Here is a 16,408-nt window from a genome sequence, read left to right on the forward strand (position 1 = left end):
GAGTGAAATTTTACAATAGTTTTACAATAATTCAGGGTGATTTTCTAGGAAGGAGTTCGTTATGTTTGTAATGGTAAAATAAATCATGAATCAACTAATACTTAAATCGTATGATAATTTTAGAAAATATTAATAAAACGTTTTACACGAGCGAGGTGGAGACACGGGCATTGGAAGATATTAATTTGACGGTGGAGAAAGGTGAGTTTGTGGCTATCATGGGACCTTCGGGGTGTGGGAAGAGTACGATGTTGAATATTATGGGGTTGTTGGATAAGCCAACGAGTGGTTGGGTGATTATTGATGATGTCCGGGCGGATTCTTTGTATGATCGGGATATGGCGAGGATTCGTAACCAGAAACTGGGGTTTATTTTCCAGAGTTTCCATTTGATCCCGTCGCTGAACGTGTTGGATAACGTGTTGCTTCCGATGTTGTATCGCCGGGGAAGTTCCGCATCGGCCAATAAGAAAAGGGCACTGGAATTAATTGAAAAGGTCGGGTTGACTCATCGGTTGAAACATTTCCCCTCGCAGTTGTCCGGGGGACAGTGCCAACGGGTGGCGATAGCGAGGGCATTGATCGGGCAGCCGAAAGTGATTCTGGCAGACGAGCCGACGGGAAATTTGGATAGTAAGATGGGAGCGGAGATCATGGATTTGCTCGTGCAATTGAATCGGGAGGGAACGACAATCGTGATGGTGACGCATGATGAGAGGTTGGCAGAGGAAACCGGACGGATCATTCGTTTGTTTGACGGGAAGTTAGTATTATGAATCGGCGGAAAAATTATATTATCCCGGCGTTTTACCATATCCGGCACAACCTGTCGTTCGCGATTTTTTACGTGTTGATGTTGAGTACTTGGTATCCATCTTACCAGGTGACGAAGGTAAATCCGGCGGAGACTTTAAAATAAAAAGAGAGGCGTATGGAAAGAATAAGAATATATTTCAAGCCAATTTGGTATAATATCATACACCATAAAGCGTATGCCGGATTCTGTGTGTTCGGGACGATGTTGACATTCGTGTTTATCACGATATTGTTGCAAGTGGCATACGTGATATTGTGTGATACGGCTCCAGCTGTTGCGGCGGATCGAATTGTGAGTGTTCCTTTCGTGTTGAGAGATAACAAGGGAGAGGCGGTGAAAGGTTTGAATAAGTCGGATATTCGAACATTGATGAACAATGTGAGAGAGGAGGTCTGTTACACGTCTTATCATTATGAAGCGGTAGATATTATCGTGAATGGACGATATGATGAGTATGGTATTTATTTTATCGATCGCAATTATTGGAATGTGTTCCAGTTTGAGCTTTTGCAAGGTCATTTTTTTACAGAGGACGAGATGCAGATGTCTTGTGTGATCGTTAATGAAAATTTCGTGAGAAGTTTTTTTCCGGATAAATCGGTTATCAATAAGGAAATTCAGATTGAAGGTAACACGTATAGGATTACTGGTGTGGTGGCTGATGTTTCCTATTTTGCTCCGCAGGGAAAGGCTTCTTTATGGGTTCCTGAGAAGTTTAGTAAAAATGAATCAAATGATTGGGTAGAAACTTATATTCTTTATCCAGAAAATATGAGTACAGAAACAATAATTCGAAGTGTAACTAATGCTTATCAATTTTTTGTTAAGACATATTATAATATAGATAAAAGTGTCTCGGTGAAACAGATTAGTACAGAGAAACAGTTTATTCGGAAAATGTATGGAGGTGGTTTATTTCTCTCTGGAGTGGGCGTGATGGTTTTTATACTTTTGGTTGTACCTGTTTTGAATATTGTTTTGTTGAGTATGGCGAATACAAGTGTGCAAGCGAGAGAAATAGGGCTTAAGCGAGCGTTAGGCGCCAGTAAAAAAACGTCTTTTTTATTTATTTTGGTAGAAAATGTTTTGCTGGTTATTATGGGTACAGTTTTGGGGATTCTGTTGACTGTTCCCGTGTGTTGCGGAATCGATTGGATTGTGTTTTCGAACAGTATAGAGGGACAAATGATGTTATTACCAGAGTTGAATTGGACCATTATTTTCATCAGCGTGTTGCCTTTGGCTTTGTTGTTTTCTTTCTTGTCGGGGGGAATTCCCGCATATTTGACTGTGAAACGTCCTATTGTAGATATGTTGAAAGGAGGTACGAAATGATGAGGCATATTTTTACATTGTTTTTAAATCAAAAAAGAACATTCGGGGGTATGCTTGCGGAACAGATACTTGTGTTTCTTGCATTACTATTTTGTTTTGTTATTGTCGGAGAGAAGATTGCTCAATATTTTTCGCCGGGGATATTGAATACTAAGAATACATTTAAATGTATGTTACATCCTGTTTTACCCTCGGAAGATTTTTCGCCTGCGGAATTACAGCAAAAGATGGATCGTGTTGTTGAAAAGGTACGAAAATCTCCTTTTGTGACTGCTTTGGGAAAAAGTAAATGGTTGGTTCCTTATACTCGTCCTGAAGAGATGTACTTGAGTGATTCGATCCAAATAGGAACGAGAAAGATTCAGGTATTTTTGAAGTTTGCGGATAAGTACATGAATCAAGTTTTTCAATTACAAATGGAAGAGGGGGTATGGCTGACGGATGAGCCGTTGGAGGATGGAAGTTATCCAGCCGTGATAACCAGTCAGTTGATGGAGGAACTTAGTTGGTCACAAGGGATCGGTAAGAGAATACATTATAATGGGATCGTGTTTACGGTTGTAGGCGTGGTGGCGGGAATAAAGCAGGAGCCATTAAAGGTTGCACGGCCCACGATGATCGTGCCTAATCGAGTACAACCGGATACGTGGTTTGAATATACAGCTCGTATAAAAGAGGGAGAGGCGGATAATTTTAGGAGTTTGATGAGCAAAGAATTTAATCTGATGATGGGCAAGGATTATGTGAGATTATCTTTTGGAAATATTGAAAAGTGGAAACTGAATGATATGCGAGATGTCTTTATTATCTTACTTGGCATAGGGATTCCTACGTTTTTTCTTTTTTCATTTGCGTTTATCGGAACTTTTGGATTGTTTTGGCTAAATTCTTCCAAACGGCGGAAAGAGTTTGCCTTGCGGATTGTGGTTGGTTCCACGCCCCGAGAATTATATTGTTTTGTGATAAGTGAGAGCTTATTGCTTTCGGTATTAGCGTTACTACCGGGGATTATTTTATTTTGTTTTGTCTATCCGTTGGATCCGGTCTATTTGTCTGCGTTAGGATGTGCTTGTTGGGTGATGATTTTGTTCTCGGTGTTTAGTGCCTGGTGGCCAGCTTATAGGGTGACTCGGGTAAATCCCGTGGAGGCGATGCGAGAAGAATAGTAAATAAAGAGATTATGAATAAATGGAAAAATTATTTAAGATCAGCATTGTGTAGTATAGGGCATAATAAAGTGTATGCTTTGTTCTGCGTGATTGGTACAGCATTTACATTCGTGTTCATTATTATCATGCTTCAACTCGTGTATGATACAACCAGTGATAAAGCTCCTTTTGTGAATGGTGATAGGACAATTGTGTTCAGCACTTTTCAAGATATGAATGGACGGGATGTTGGAGGTATATACTCGAAGAGTACGGCTTGGTTAATGGAAAGGATACGGACGAAAGAGGATTATTTCATGTATTATAATAGTGTCGGGGAGGTGGCCGTGAATGACGTGTACAAGACACTTTCTTTTGCTTTTGTAAATGGAGGTTATTGGAAGATTAACCAGTTCCATTTTATAGAAGGGCGTCCTTTCACAGAACAGGAATGCCTGAATAAAGATGCGTATGTCGTGTTGAGGGAGGATATGGCAGGGATGTTTTTCAAGAGGGAAAGTGTTGTCGGGAAAAAAATGGAGATTCAGGGGAGAGAGTACACGGTTATCGGCGTGGTGCGTAATTTTCCGACTTATGCGATTCGTGCGGACGGGATATGGATACCTCATGTTTTTAATAGCTTTTCGCCTCGTGGGTTTGGGTATTACGATTTGGGTGTTCTGTTTCCCCGGGATGTCCCCGTCCAAAATATGAAAGAAGATGTTGCCGTGGCGGTTAAGGATTATTGGCGGCAAATAAATATGCAAGTGGATGTGAAACCGGAGAATTTATATACATTCCGAGAGGCAAGAATTGATAATTTCGGTTCTGATTTGTATGCTTACGGGATTCCCGTGGCTATTCTCTTGTTGCTACTTATTCCTGCGATAAATATTGTTACCTTGAATATGGCGAACGTGGATAATTATTCGGATGAAATTGCGTTGAAACGAGCTTTGGGAGCAGGGCTTGGGGATTCGTTCATGCAAGTGATCTCTGAGATCGCTCTGTTGGTGATTGTCGGGGCTATTTTAGGTATATTCCTGACGTACCCGGTGGCGGATTGGATCAGTGTGTCATTTTTTAATAACGGAGACGAGGGACAAATATCGTTGATAGAGGATTTGGACTATCTGGTTATTCTATGCGGGGTGTTTCCTCTCTCGTTGTTGTTTACATTATTATCTGGTGGAATTCCGGCATATATTATTGCCCGGAAAAATATAGCTACGGTTTTGAAAGGAGGTTCTAAATGATAGGGCATGTATTAAAGATGCTTTGGCAGGAGCGGAGAAAATATGCCGGGGTATTGATGGAGCAAATGTTGATATTTGTTATTCTGATGGTAAGTATGGTGGCTTTGTTTGAAACGATAGACAAATATCGGGAACCCGGACTATTAAATACGGATAATACGATGATTTTCGGGTATATGTTGCACGGTGGTGGTAATGGTAGTCCGTATGACATGCGGGATGTGGGACAGGGAATGAATATTATTATTGAAAAATTGAAGAAGGAACCGTTCGTGGTGGCGATCACCCGGAGTTACGGTTTGGCTCCTTATCTACGTTCGGATGTTTATTATGACGGGATGTTTGCCGACACGGTTAAGGTGGATGGAAAATCCGTGGTAGTTATTGTAAAGTTTGCTGATAAAGAGGCGCAGAGTGTTTTTCAACCGAAATTGGAGGAAGGTGAGTGGCTTACGAATAATGCTTTGGAGGACGGCTTTCGTCCTGCAGTCATAACTCGCCAGTTGATGAATAAGTTGGGGTGGAGTGAGGCGATAGGGAAAAGATTGTACCTAGCGGGACGTACGTTGACTATCGTGGGGATAAGTCCTGGCGTGAAACAAAATGTTTTTTCCGATATGCCTACGGCGATAATCATTCCTAGGGATGAGGAACAATTATCTTCTTACGAGGAATGTTGTGCCAAGATCAAGCTAGGATACGAAAATGAGTTTCACTCTTGTTTTAGCAAGGAATATAAGCGACTGGGGTTAGCAGAAAAGGCAGTATCGTTTTGTTATGAAATGAGCGGATTGAAACGAGGATCTATGTTCGATGTCGTTTTCGGTGTTGCCATGCGAGCTATTCCCACGGCTTTTTTGTTACTTTTTGCGTTTATCGGGACATTTGGTTTGTTTTGGTTAAGTTCTAAAAAGCGGAAAGTGGAGTTTGCTTTGCGTTTGGTGGTTGGTGCTACGAAACAGCGCTTGATAGGCCTTGTCGTAACGGAAAGTTTAATTTTGAGTGTTTTGGCAGCCTTACCGGGAATGATTTTTTTTGGTTTCGTGTATGAATGGACGGGAGTAAACGTGGCTGCGATTGGGATGACTTTGGTCGTGATGATTGTTTTTGCGGTGTTTAGTGCCTGGTGGCCGGCTTATAAAGTGGCGCAGGTGAACCCAGTGGAAGCAATGCGAGAAGCGTAACAGTAAAAATGGAGATATGATGAAAGGATTATTTATATGGTGGTGTTTATTGGTAGTTTTACCTGTTGCAGCTCAGCAAGAACAGAAGGTTGTTTCTTTGGAAGAGGCGATTCGTTTGGCACGGGAACAATCGCTGGATGCGATGGTGGCAAAAAGTCAGTTGAGATCAGCATACTGGCAATATCGAAATTATAGATCCGATTTGTTACCAAACGTGACATTGACGGGAACATTACCGAGTTTTAACCGGACGTTATCGAGTTATTTGAAGGAAGATGGGACGTACAAATATATTTCCAGTAATTCGATTTCGGAGCAGTTGGCGTTGTCGGTGACACAGAATATCCCGCTGACGGGAGGTGCGTTGTCCTTACAATCACAGGTGGAGCGGGTGGACCAGTTGGATGGTGACAAGACAACGGAGTATATGAGCGTGCCGTTTAACGTGATTTTCTCACAGCCGTTGATCACGGCGAATCCCTTGAAATGGAGTATGAAGATCGAGCCGGAAAAGTACAAGCAAGCTCGTCAACAGTTTGCCGTGAACATGGAAAACGTGGCAGTACAGGCTATATCGTATTATTTCGATTTATTGCTGGCGATGATTAACGTGGATATTGATCGGCAGAATTTGAAAAATTCGGAAAAACTGATGCAGATAGCACAAGGCAAACGTGAGAGAGGATTAATTTCCGATAATGATTTGTTACAATTGAAGTTGAATTACTTGAATGCCTCGTCATCGCTGATTCAGACGGAGCAGGCTTACGAGCAGAAAATGTTTGCTTTGCGTAATTATCTGGGATATAATGAACGCGTGGTGATTGTTCCTGATATGCCGGAAGAGTGTCCGGAAGTCGAGGTGACGTTTAAAGAGGTTATGGAGCTGGCGAATAGGAATAATCCTTTCCGTTATGATGTGGTTTGCCGGATGCTGCAAGCACGTCAGCAGGTGGCACAAGCAAAAGCCGGGAGAGGGTTTAAGGCAGACGTTTATGCTTCGATCGGGTTCACGGGAAGTGATAGGACGTTTAAAGAGACATACCAGAATCTGCGAAACCGGGAGGCGGTTAGCTTGGGGATAAGTATTCCAATATTGAATTGGGGGAAGGGACGGGGACAGGTGGAGTTGGCCCGTTCGCAAGCAGAGATCACACGGGTACAGGTGGAGAAGGAAACATTGAATTTCGAACAAGATGTGATGACGGCGGTAAAACAATATCAGGAACAGAATCGGCTGAACGAGATCGTGCGTTTGGCGGATACCGTTGCCCGGAAGCGTTACAAGACGGCATACGAGACTTTCGTGTTGGGGCAGATCAGTGTGCTGGATTTGAATGCGGCACAGACGGAGCAGGATAATGCCCGACGTACTTATGTCAGTCAATTGTATTCGTCATGGGTGTATTTTTATGCCTTGCGTAGGTTGACTTTGTATGATTTTGAAAAGAGAGAAGATATAATTTATCAACAAGAAAAATATTAGATTATGGATCAGGCAATATCGCCGGAGATAAAAAGACAGCGTAAACGGAAAATGGTCGTAAGGGTTACTATGATTGTGGTAATATGTGTGGGGGTGTTTTCTTTTTTGGTGAATATGTTTCAACCTAAGATTCGGGGAGCGGAGGTGAATTTCGGTGTGGTGGATGAGGGGGCAGTGGAGGTTTCCGTGTATGCCACGGGAAAGGTGGTTCCTTTTGCAGAAGAAATCATCACTTCTCCGGTGTCTTCGAAGGTGCTGGAAGTGTATAAAAAGTCGGGGGATCGGGTGCAGAAAGATGAACCGTTGTTACAGTTGGATCTGGAAACAATACGGACGGAGTACGAAACGAAGAAGGAGTCGTTGGAGATGCAATTGAATAAATTGGATTTACAGCGTAAAACGATAGCGAGTGATTTGGCGGAAATGAAAATGCAGGTGGATATTGATGAGATGATGTTGAAACGAACTTTGGTTTCGCTGAATAACGAGCGCTATCTGGATAGTATCGGGGCCAGTACGAGGGAAAAGGTGCGGGAGGCGGAATTGAATTACACGGTGAAACAAATGCAATTGGAACAATTGAAACGGAAGTTTGAAAATAAAAAGAGTACTTCACAATCGGAAATTCGCTCGCTGGAGTTGGATTACAAGATTGCCAAGAGGAACATGGATTTGTTGTTCAAGACGCTTGGGGAGGCTCAGGTGATGGCGCCTCGTGTCGCCACGTTGACTTGGATTAATGATCAGGTAGGGGCTTCTGTTTCGCAGGGAAGTAATTTGGCGATATTGTCTGATTTGTCGAGTTTTAAGGTAGAAGGCGAGATTGTCGATAGTTACGCGGATAAGATTACCGCGGGGAACCGGGTGAACGTGGTGATCGGGAACGAGAAGCTTTCCGGTACAGTGGGGAATGTCACACCCTCGGTGAATAACGGAATTATCAAGTTTGTTGTGTTCTTGGATGATCAGAGTAATACTCGTTTGCGTTCCGGGCTGAAAGTGGATGTGCATGTTACTCATGCCATGAAGGATGAAACGTTGCGTTTGCCGACGGGTGCTTATTACATGGGACGGGGAGATTATGATCTGTGGGTTGTCAACGGGGATCGGGTGGAAAAGAGGAAGGTTATGCTGGGAGAGAGTGGTTTCGAATACGTGGAGGTGTTGCAGGGGCTGACGGTCGGGGAGAAGGTTATTATCTCGGATATGGGAAAATACAGGGATAAGGAGGTGCTGTATGTGAGGTAAGTTGCCAAGGGTAGCTTGTTAATTTATGATTTATGATTTATGATTTACGATTTATAATTGAAAGATATTAACCCGTGTAGCTGGAATCTAAAATCGTAATTCATAAATCGTAAATAATTTAATTTAGGTGTTTTTGTTGAGAATATTTGTACAGGAACGAATTTTAACTTATCTTGGCTGTTGTGTTTAAAAATGCGTTTATGAAAAAAATCAGTTTTGTTTCAATTGTAGTATTGTGTATTATTTTGCTTGGCGGATGTGCCAGTGAACCGAATCAAGAGGTGAATATTATTCCTCAGCCTCAACAGGTAACAGTTGCGGATGGCGGTTTTTATCTATCTCCCAAAACAGTGATTAACGTGGTGAAGGGTGCGGATGATTTGCAGCCGGCTTGTACTTTTATGAGTACATTGGTTGAAAAATCTTTCGGGAAGGCCTTAACCGTGGCGAATGGAGAAACGAAAAAGAATGCGATAAATATTTTTGTTGACCCATCCATGAAAGCGGATGCTTATGATTTGACGGTGGAGAAGAATGCGGTTAATATAAAGGGAGGAAGTTCAAAGGCGGTTTTCTATGCCATGCAGAGTTTACGGCAGATGATGCCCGTGGACGTGGAGAAAGGAGAGAAGATGGATCGGATCAGGATTCAAAACGTGCAGATTCAGGACGAGCCTCGGTTAGGGTATCGGGGGACGATGCTGGATGTGTGTCGCCATTTCTTCACGGTGGATGAGGTGAAAACTTTTATCGATATGTTGGCTTTACATAAGTTGAGCGTGTTCCACTGGCATTTGACGGATGATCAGGGATGGCGTATCGAGATCAAGAAATATCCGGAACTCACGCAAATCGGGAGTCAACGGAAACAGACCGTAATTGGTAAAAATACGGGAAAGTATGATGGAACTCCATACGGACCCTACTTTTTCACTCAGGAAGAGATTAAAGAAGTTATTCAATATGCTGCCGATCGGTATATCACGATTATTCCGGAAATAGAGCTTCCCGGGCATGCGCTTGCTGCTTTGGCTACTTATCCGGAATTGGGTTGTACGGGTGGACCTTACGAGGTATGCCAGATGTGGGGAGTGTTCCCGGAAGTATTTTGTCCCGGTAACGAGAAGACGTTTGAGTTCTGGGAAGGTGTGTTGGATGAGGTTGCGGAATTGTTCCCCGGAGAGATCATCCATATTGGGGGAGATGAATGTCCGAGAGATGCTTGGAAAAAGTGTAAGAAATGTCAGGCCCGGATGAAACAGGAAAAGATGAAGGAAGAGGGAGAATTGCAAAATTATACCGTTCACCGGATCGAGGCGTATTTGAAAGAGAAGGGGAAGAGAATTCTCGGTTGGGATGAAATATTGGAAGGAGATGTTTCTAAAACGGCGATTGTTATGTCATGGAGAGGTAAGACTGGCGGAATTAAAGGTGCAAAGAGAGGGAACGAGGTGGTGATGGTGCCGAATGACTACGCTTATTTTGATTACTATCAGTCAAAAGATATTGCTAATGAACCTTTTGCTATTGGTGGTTTTGTGGATGTAGCGAAAGTATATAGTTTGGACCCGACAGAGGGATTGACGGCCGAAGAGGGAAAGAAGATTATCGGGGTACAAGCTAATTTGTGGACGGAGTATATCACGACTTTTAGCCATGCTCAATATATGTTATTGCCGCGAATGGCCGCATTGGCAGAGGTGGCATGGACTCCGCAGGAGGCGAGAGAGTACTCGAATTTCTTGAACCGGGCGAAGTTGTTGACGCAACGTTACGAGGCTTTAGGTTATAATTTCGCAAAACATATTCTACAAGAGTCAAAGTCCAATGAATAAAATAGTTTGGATGCTGTTTTTCGGTTGTATCACCTGGGGAATGGTCGGGTGTTCAACCGAAAAAGAGATTCGTACGGAACTGAATTCCGGTTGGCAATTCCGTCAGAGGGATTCGGGGACGTGGTTACCCGCAACAGTACCCGGTACGGTACACACGGATTTGTTGGCTAACGGGAAGATTGAAAATCCTTTTTACCGGATGAATGAATTGCAGTTGCAATGGATTGATAAGAAGGATTGGGAGTACCGGACGGAGTTCACGGTTTCGGAGGAAATAGGGAAAAAGGTCAATCAACGGATCACGTTCACGGGGTTGGATACATACGCCGATGTTTATTTGAACGGGGAGAAGTTGGGAAGTACGGATAATATGTTCCGGACGTGGAGGTTTGATGTTGAAGGAAAACTGAAAGTTGGTCGTAATGAGTTGCATATTGTGTTTGCTTCCCCGACTTTGAAGGGACGGGAAGAGATGGAACGTTACGGTTTGAGACTACCTGCGGATAATGATCAGAGTGTTCGGGGGGAGATGGGAAATGACCGGGTTAGCGTGTACACTCGTAAGGCTCCTTACCATTATGGTTGGGATTGGGGGCCTCGTTTGGTGACTTCCGGTATCTGGCGTCCGGTGATTCTGGAGGCTTGGAATGACGTGAAGGTGGTGGATGTGTTTATTCGCCAGCCTTCCGTAACAAAGGAAAAGGCTCAACTGGTGGCGGAGGTTTGTGTGAACTCGGACAAGCAACAGAGTGTCACGATAGCGATTATGAATGAGGGGAAGATGTTGTTGCAGGAGCAAAAAGAGTTAAGAAGAGGGGAAAACAAAATATCTATTCCTTATGTAATTCAGAATCCTCGCTTGTGGTGGAGTAACGGGTTAGGGGAACAGAACTTGTACAATTTCACGATTCTGGTGACTAGCGAGGAAGGTGTTGTGTCGGAAAAGAAGGTGACGACGGGCTTGCGGTCGTTGAGGTTAGTTCGGGAAAAGGATCAATGGGGAGAGTCTTTCGGCTTCGAGTTGAATGGAGTACCCGTGTTTGCCAAGGGGGCTAACGCTATCCCGAATGACGTGTTCTTGCCTCGTGTAACCCCGGATTTGTATGAAAAAATGGTGTTGGATGCGGCGAATGCCAACATGAATATGATCAGGATATGGGGTGGCGGTATATACGAGGATGATGCATTTTTTGAATTCTGTGATAAGTACGGGATCATGGTGTGGCAGGATTTCATGTTTGCCTGCGCGATGTATCCCGGAAATCAAGAGTTTTTGGATAACGTGCGTCAAGAGGCTATTGACAATGTTACTCGAATCCGGAATCATCCTAGTATCGCTTTGTGGTGTGGGAATAATGAAAACGCTTTGGCTTGGCGATATGGTGCGCCCGGGGGATGGGGATGGAAGAACGCTTTCACGAAGGAGGAACAGGATACGGTTTTCAAGGCTTACTATACTGTTTTTCACGAGATACTTCCCCAAGTGGTGAAGGATTACACGGATGGGGATGATTACTGGCCTTCCTCGCCGATGGCGGGACCGGAACCGGATCAACATGGTTTGGACGGGACGACTTCGGGTGACCAGCATTACTGGGGCGTGTGGCATGGTTTCCGACCGTTGGAAAGTTTTGACGAGGTGACTACCCGTTTTTGTAGTGAATACGGTTTTCAGTCCTTCCCGGAGATGAGTACGATAGAAACGTATGCACTACCGGAGGATTATGATATAGAATCGGAGGTGATGAAATCACACCAAAGGAGTTATATTGGTAACGGGCGTATTTTGGATTATATGAAAATGTATTACTGGGTTCCGGAAGAGTTTGAACAGTTTATTTACATGACCCACGTGTTACAGGGGTTGGCTACGAAAATGGGTATCGAGGCACATCGTCGGAATATGCCTTATTGTATGGGCTCTCTGATCTGGCAGATCAATGATTGTTGGCCTGTTGCCAGTTGGTCGACGACGGATTATTATCATAAATGGAAAGCGGCGCATTACATGATGCGGGATTGTTTTAAAGAGGTGATCGTTGCTCCGAAATGGGAGGGGGATTCCTTGGCAATTTATGCCGTGAGTGATAGGCAGGAAATGATTCAGGGGAGGCTGGTCGTTGAGGTGCTGGATTTTCAAGGAAATTCTATTTCCTCTGTAGAAAAAGGAGTAGATGTGACGGCAAATACTTCAACCGTTTTGTGGAAATTGAACCGGGAGGTATTGCTTGCAGGAGGTTCGGAGAATGAGGTGGTGCTTGTGGTACGTTTGCAGGAAGGCGATCAGGTTTTAGATGAAAAGAATATTTATTTCGTGTATCATAAAGATTTGGATTTACCGACACCTCATTTTTCTGTTCAGGCCGGGGAGGAAAATGATGAAAAATTTATTCAGGTATCCTCGGATAAACTGGCTTGTAATGTTATGTTCTGTATTCCGGGAGAATCGGCTTTCTTTTCGGATAATTATATAGATATAATTCCGGGAAGGAATTATAAGATAAAAGTTGACACGGATTTATCTCCAACACAAATACAGGAGCGGATAAAGATACGCTATGTACATTAAAATATGAAAACTCTTTGACCACGTGTCAAGGAGTTTTTTTTCTTTCATGGTTTTAGTGAAGCAATAAATACGTATTTTTGTATATCATAAAACGATAAATTATGGGCAAAAACATTTTGATTTTAGAGGGAAGTCCCCGGTCAAACGGGAACAGTGATATGCTGGCAGAGGCTTTTGCCACGGGTGCTAGGGCTAAGGGATATGACGTGAGCGTGATAAAAGTTCCGGGCTACAAGGTAAACGGGTGTTTTGCCTGTGGTATGTGCTGGTCAATGGGAACACCTTGCGTGCAGTCGGATGATATGGAGAAGATTTTTCCGGAGATAGAACAAGCGGATATGATCGTGTTTGCTTCTCCTCTTTACTTTTTTAGCTGGCCGACTCAGATAAAAAGCGTTATAGATCGCTTGTATCCTTATGCTTTGGAGAAAAGTGAACGGAGTGTGGCAGGTAAGGAGTGTGCTTTGTTGCTTGCAGCGGCAACGGATGTACAGGAAGAGGCGAAAGGTATGTTGGAATCCTATCGAATTTTGGCAGAATACATGCATTGGCATTCTGTTGGTGAGGTTGTAGCTTACGGGGTTGATAAAAAAGGAGATGTTCGAAATACGGCGTATCTCGAACAAGCTCAGGAGTTAGGTTCTCGTTAAATTTTTAGAAGAATCCGGGAGGAGGTGTTCCTTCCGGACCTCTTCCTTCTTTCTTTTTACCAATAGAGTTAAAGCGATAGGAAACCGTTAGCATGTAGTAGTTTCGCTCATTTGTACTGTAACTGGTTTGTGTGTATAGGTCTTGAATACTGTAATTTAACAGGTTTCTTTGACGTAAAATATCCATTGCTTTGAATCTGACTTGGAGTTGTTTTCTTTTTAGGAATTTTTTCCCGATCTCCATGTTCAAGAGGCTATTGGATTGGTTCACGTTTCCACCTTTTTTACTTAGTGTGTAGCTATATGAATAATCACCGGCAAGGATGAATTCTTTCCAGAATACCCATTTGGCACTTGCATTGACTGATTGAGAGAAAGAACTGGAACCTTCAGTGGTCGTACTCGTGGAATTGGTGTAAGAGGTACGGGAAGATATATTATAGTCCAAATTCTCTGATATGTTGCTATTGATGTTAAGACCGAATGATGCGTTATGAGAGTTCGTCAAGTTCTTTATATTATCGTAGATAGAAGGAGTCCTAGAATAACTGTAAGATAACGAAGGACTTAATCTTAATTTTAAAGATTTGATTTCAAAGGAATAACTGGAATTCATGGAAAGTCCCCATTGACCGTTTAGGTTTACAGGTCGGGTGAGGCGTGCTCCTTGTAATATCTGATAACCGTTGATAACCGTGTCTTTTGAAATAAATTGTGTTGCAGTGGCAATATTGTTAAATGAATTCCGGAAGCTAAGGTTGACATTCAAGAAACTGAAATTTTCTTCACTGACAATATTCCGGTTAAAAGACATGGAGGCTGATTGCGAGAATGTTTTTTTCAAGTTCGGATTTCCTGTCGAAATATTTAATTGGTCTCTCACGTCAAGAATATCTTGTAGTTGCTCGGCTCTGGGGGAATCCGTGTTTCCGTTGTAGTAGAAAGTCATGGTTGACTTTTTAGAAAAGTGATAGCTGAAATTCACTTGAGGGGAGAGATTCAGGTAATTATTTCTCACGTTAGAGTCTGGTGCATTCAGATATTCGTATTTGTTTTCTTCTCTTGATAGATTGATAGATCCACCTGCACTGAAATAAAATTTTTCTTGATTGTACCCGTAACGAATACCTAGGTTATTACTTGATCTAACTGTACTAATTTTATTCGTTAAAGCCGTATCGATACCAATGACTTCCGTGAATAGAGCATCTTTGTAAGACATACTTTCTTTGTCGGAAGTATTCTTGTTGTAGCTAAAAGAGTAATTAAATGATAATCGGGCCTTCTCTGTCAGTGGTTCGGAATAGGAGATAGAACCCGTGTATGAATTTGAGATGCTTTCAGAGGTGTTGATAAGATTCCGTAATGTATCTTTTTTGTTTATGATACTACTATCTTGCTGGGTATTGTTATTTTTGCTTTTACCGATGTTTATGTTTCCATTTAATGTTAGGGTTCGTCCGGTTTTTTGGAAAGCGTGCATCCATGAGAAGTTACCCCCGAAAGAACGATTTTCACTATGACTTTGATTTTTACTATTCGTGATGTTTATCGTGTCATTGTCTTGAATGTTACTGTTCATGTTTAATGATCTGCTATCTGATTTACTGAATGAAAAAGAAGGGGTGAAGTAGAATCTGTTTTTCTTGTTCATGGAGTAGTTGAAGCGAGTATTCACGTTGTGGCTTGAGCTTTCGGACCACGAGTGTGATTCAGAATTGTATATGTTACTTTGGTAACTTTCAGAAGGAAAATATTCTTGAATGCTGGAGTTGGCAGAATATGATTCACTATTGCTACCACTGTAACTTCCTCCGATGTCAGTTCCTTTCTTAAATGTGTTAGCAAAGTCCACGGAGTAACTTTTTCCTCGGTTATTTCCCCCTTTGCCGTGATATTGTGCGTTGGGAAGCTCGGAACCTTGATTGGTGTTACGTAAGCTTCCTTGAATGGAGAATTTTTGCTTTTTGTTGAAGGCATTGGCTGAAGCTCCTAGATTATAGTTGTTGTCTTTAAATGAATCTTCTAGGTCTTCTGAGATGCCGTATCCGAGGTTGGCTTTACCGAACACTTTTAACTGGTTGGGATTCTTGGTTTCAATGTTTAATGAACGGAATCTTTTCCCGTCGTCATATCCTGAGAAATCAGCTTCTTCACTTTTCCCGTCAAACATCTTTATCTTGTTGACGAGGCTGGCCGGAAGTGTTTGAAGTGCGGCCATCGGGTTGCTAAGGAAATATTCGGTTCCATCAATATAGATTTTCTTGACTTCTTCCCCGTTCGCCATTAATTTTCCGTCGACGATTTGGAAACCGGGTAATTTTTTCAACAAATCTTCCAATTCAGCATCCTCTGGAACCTTCAATGCATTTGCGTTGAATTCTGTCGTGTCACCTTTTTGGATGATTAGAGGTGGTTTTGCGGTAATAACAACTTCTTCCAAAACTTCTGGAAGGAGTTTGATCATTCCGATATTTGTATCTGCTTTCACCAGATATTTTTTGCTTGTCGCTTGATACCCGACAAAAGAAGCGGTAATGACCAGTTCACCCGGAAGAAGGTCTTTTAGGGTGAATTCTCCCATGGCGTTGGTTACGGTAGTTGGTTTTTTGTCTTCTCCAATGTAAATGTGTGCGCCCGGCAGAGTTTCGTCATCAGTGTCTCCTGTGACGATCCCTTTTAGTGTATATTTGACTGCTTTTTTTTCAGGTATTGTGGCTGTATCTTTTCTAATCGTGTCTTTTTTTTGCGTTTGGGCAAATATTGTCACGGGCATGGTCAACATGAACAAAAGAAAGACTATTTTGTAGATATGAAGTTGCATATTATATGTTGTTGTTCTGATTTAAACAAAAATAGACATATAATATGGATGCACCA

12 protein-coding genes are annotated in these 16,408 nt (G+C 42.5%); 11 read left to right on the plus strand and 1 reads right to left on the minus strand.

The genetic code is table 11. The features are described from left to right. Window positions 1-110: 110 nt before the first annotated feature. From R8806_RS02420 to R8806_RS02470, 11 genes are all read left to right on the plus strand, one after another. Window positions 111-776 carry an ABC transporter ATP-binding protein gene (locus tag R8806_RS02420; protein WP_124316510.1) on the plus strand — a complete coding sequence of 222 codons (666 nt, stop codon included), beginning with the start codon at window positions 111-113 and terminating at the stop codon, window positions 774-776. Then, window positions 773-919: a hypothetical protein gene (locus R8806_RS02425; protein WP_164719610.1), complete on the plus strand. Its 147-nt coding sequence runs from the start codon at window positions 773-775 to the stop codon at window positions 917-919. The genes R8806_RS02420 and R8806_RS02425 overlap by 4 nt, the downstream gene beginning before the upstream one ends. Window positions 920-931: 12 nt before the next feature. After that, window positions 932-2,152 carry an ABC transporter permease gene (locus R8806_RS02430; RefSeq protein ID WP_124316509.1) on the plus strand — a complete coding sequence of 407 codons (1,221 nt, stop codon included), beginning with the start codon at window positions 932-934 and terminating at the stop codon, window positions 2,150-2,152. Further along, window positions 2,149-3,318 (plus strand): ABC transporter permease, encoded by a 1,170-nt coding sequence (locus R8806_RS02435; RefSeq protein ID WP_124316508.1) that lies wholly within the window; start codon window positions 2,149-2,151, stop codon window positions 3,316-3,318. The genes R8806_RS02430 and R8806_RS02435 overlap by 4 nt, the downstream gene beginning before the upstream one ends. Before the next feature lie 14 nt (window positions 3,319-3,332). Next, window positions 3,333-4,556: an ABC transporter permease gene (locus tag R8806_RS02440; protein ID WP_124316507.1), complete on the plus strand. Its 1,224-nt coding sequence runs from the start codon at window positions 3,333-3,335 to the stop codon at window positions 4,554-4,556. Next, entirely contained in the window at window positions 4,553-5,740 is a 1,188-nt protein-coding gene (locus tag R8806_RS02445) for an ABC transporter permease (protein WP_124316506.1), read from the plus strand. Before R8806_RS02440 ends, R8806_RS02445 begins: the two co-directional genes overlap by 4 nt. Before the next feature lie 16 nt (window positions 5,741-5,756). Further along, the gene (locus tag R8806_RS02450; protein WP_229782884.1) at window positions 5,757-7,226 is read left to right on the plus strand and encodes a TolC family protein; all 1,470 of its coding nucleotides are present in this window, start codon (window positions 5,757-5,759) and stop codon (window positions 7,224-7,226) included. 3 nt (window positions 7,227-7,229) lie between these two features. Next, window positions 7,230-8,474, plus strand: coding sequence for an efflux RND transporter periplasmic adaptor subunit (locus R8806_RS02455; RefSeq protein ID WP_151411450.1), 1,245 nt, complete (start codon window positions 7,230-7,232; stop codon window positions 8,472-8,474). Window positions 8,475-8,674: 200 nt separating this feature from the next. Further along, window positions 8,675-10,309: a beta-N-acetylhexosaminidase gene (locus R8806_RS02460; protein ID WP_124318078.1), complete on the plus strand. Its 1,635-nt coding sequence runs from the start codon at window positions 8,675-8,677 to the stop codon at window positions 10,307-10,309. Then, the gene (locus R8806_RS02465; protein ID WP_151411451.1) at window positions 10,302-12,878 is read left to right on the plus strand and encodes a beta-mannosidase; all 2,577 of its coding nucleotides are present in this window, start codon (window positions 10,302-10,304) and stop codon (window positions 12,876-12,878) included. The genes R8806_RS02460 and R8806_RS02465 overlap by 8 nt, the downstream gene beginning before the upstream one ends. Before the next feature lie 101 nt (window positions 12,879-12,979). Further along, a complete protein-coding gene (locus tag R8806_RS02470) occupies window positions 12,980-13,528 on the plus strand; it encodes a flavodoxin family protein (RefSeq protein WP_151411452.1) in 549 nt (182 codons plus the stop codon). A 4-nt stretch (window positions 13,529-13,532) separates the two neighbouring features. Here R8806_RS02470 and R8806_RS02475 read toward each other — a convergent pair whose 3' ends face one another. Beyond that, window positions 13,533-16,352, minus strand: coding sequence for an outer membrane beta-barrel protein (locus R8806_RS02475; protein ID WP_151411453.1), 2,820 nt, complete (start codon window positions 16,350-16,352; stop codon window positions 13,533-13,535). Window positions 16,353-16,408 lie beyond the last annotated feature (56 nt).

This window comes from Butyricimonas faecihominis, from assembly GCF_033096445.1.
GTDB classification, from domain to species: domain Bacteria; phylum Bacteroidota; class Bacteroidia; order Bacteroidales; family Marinifilaceae; genus Butyricimonas; species Butyricimonas faecihominis.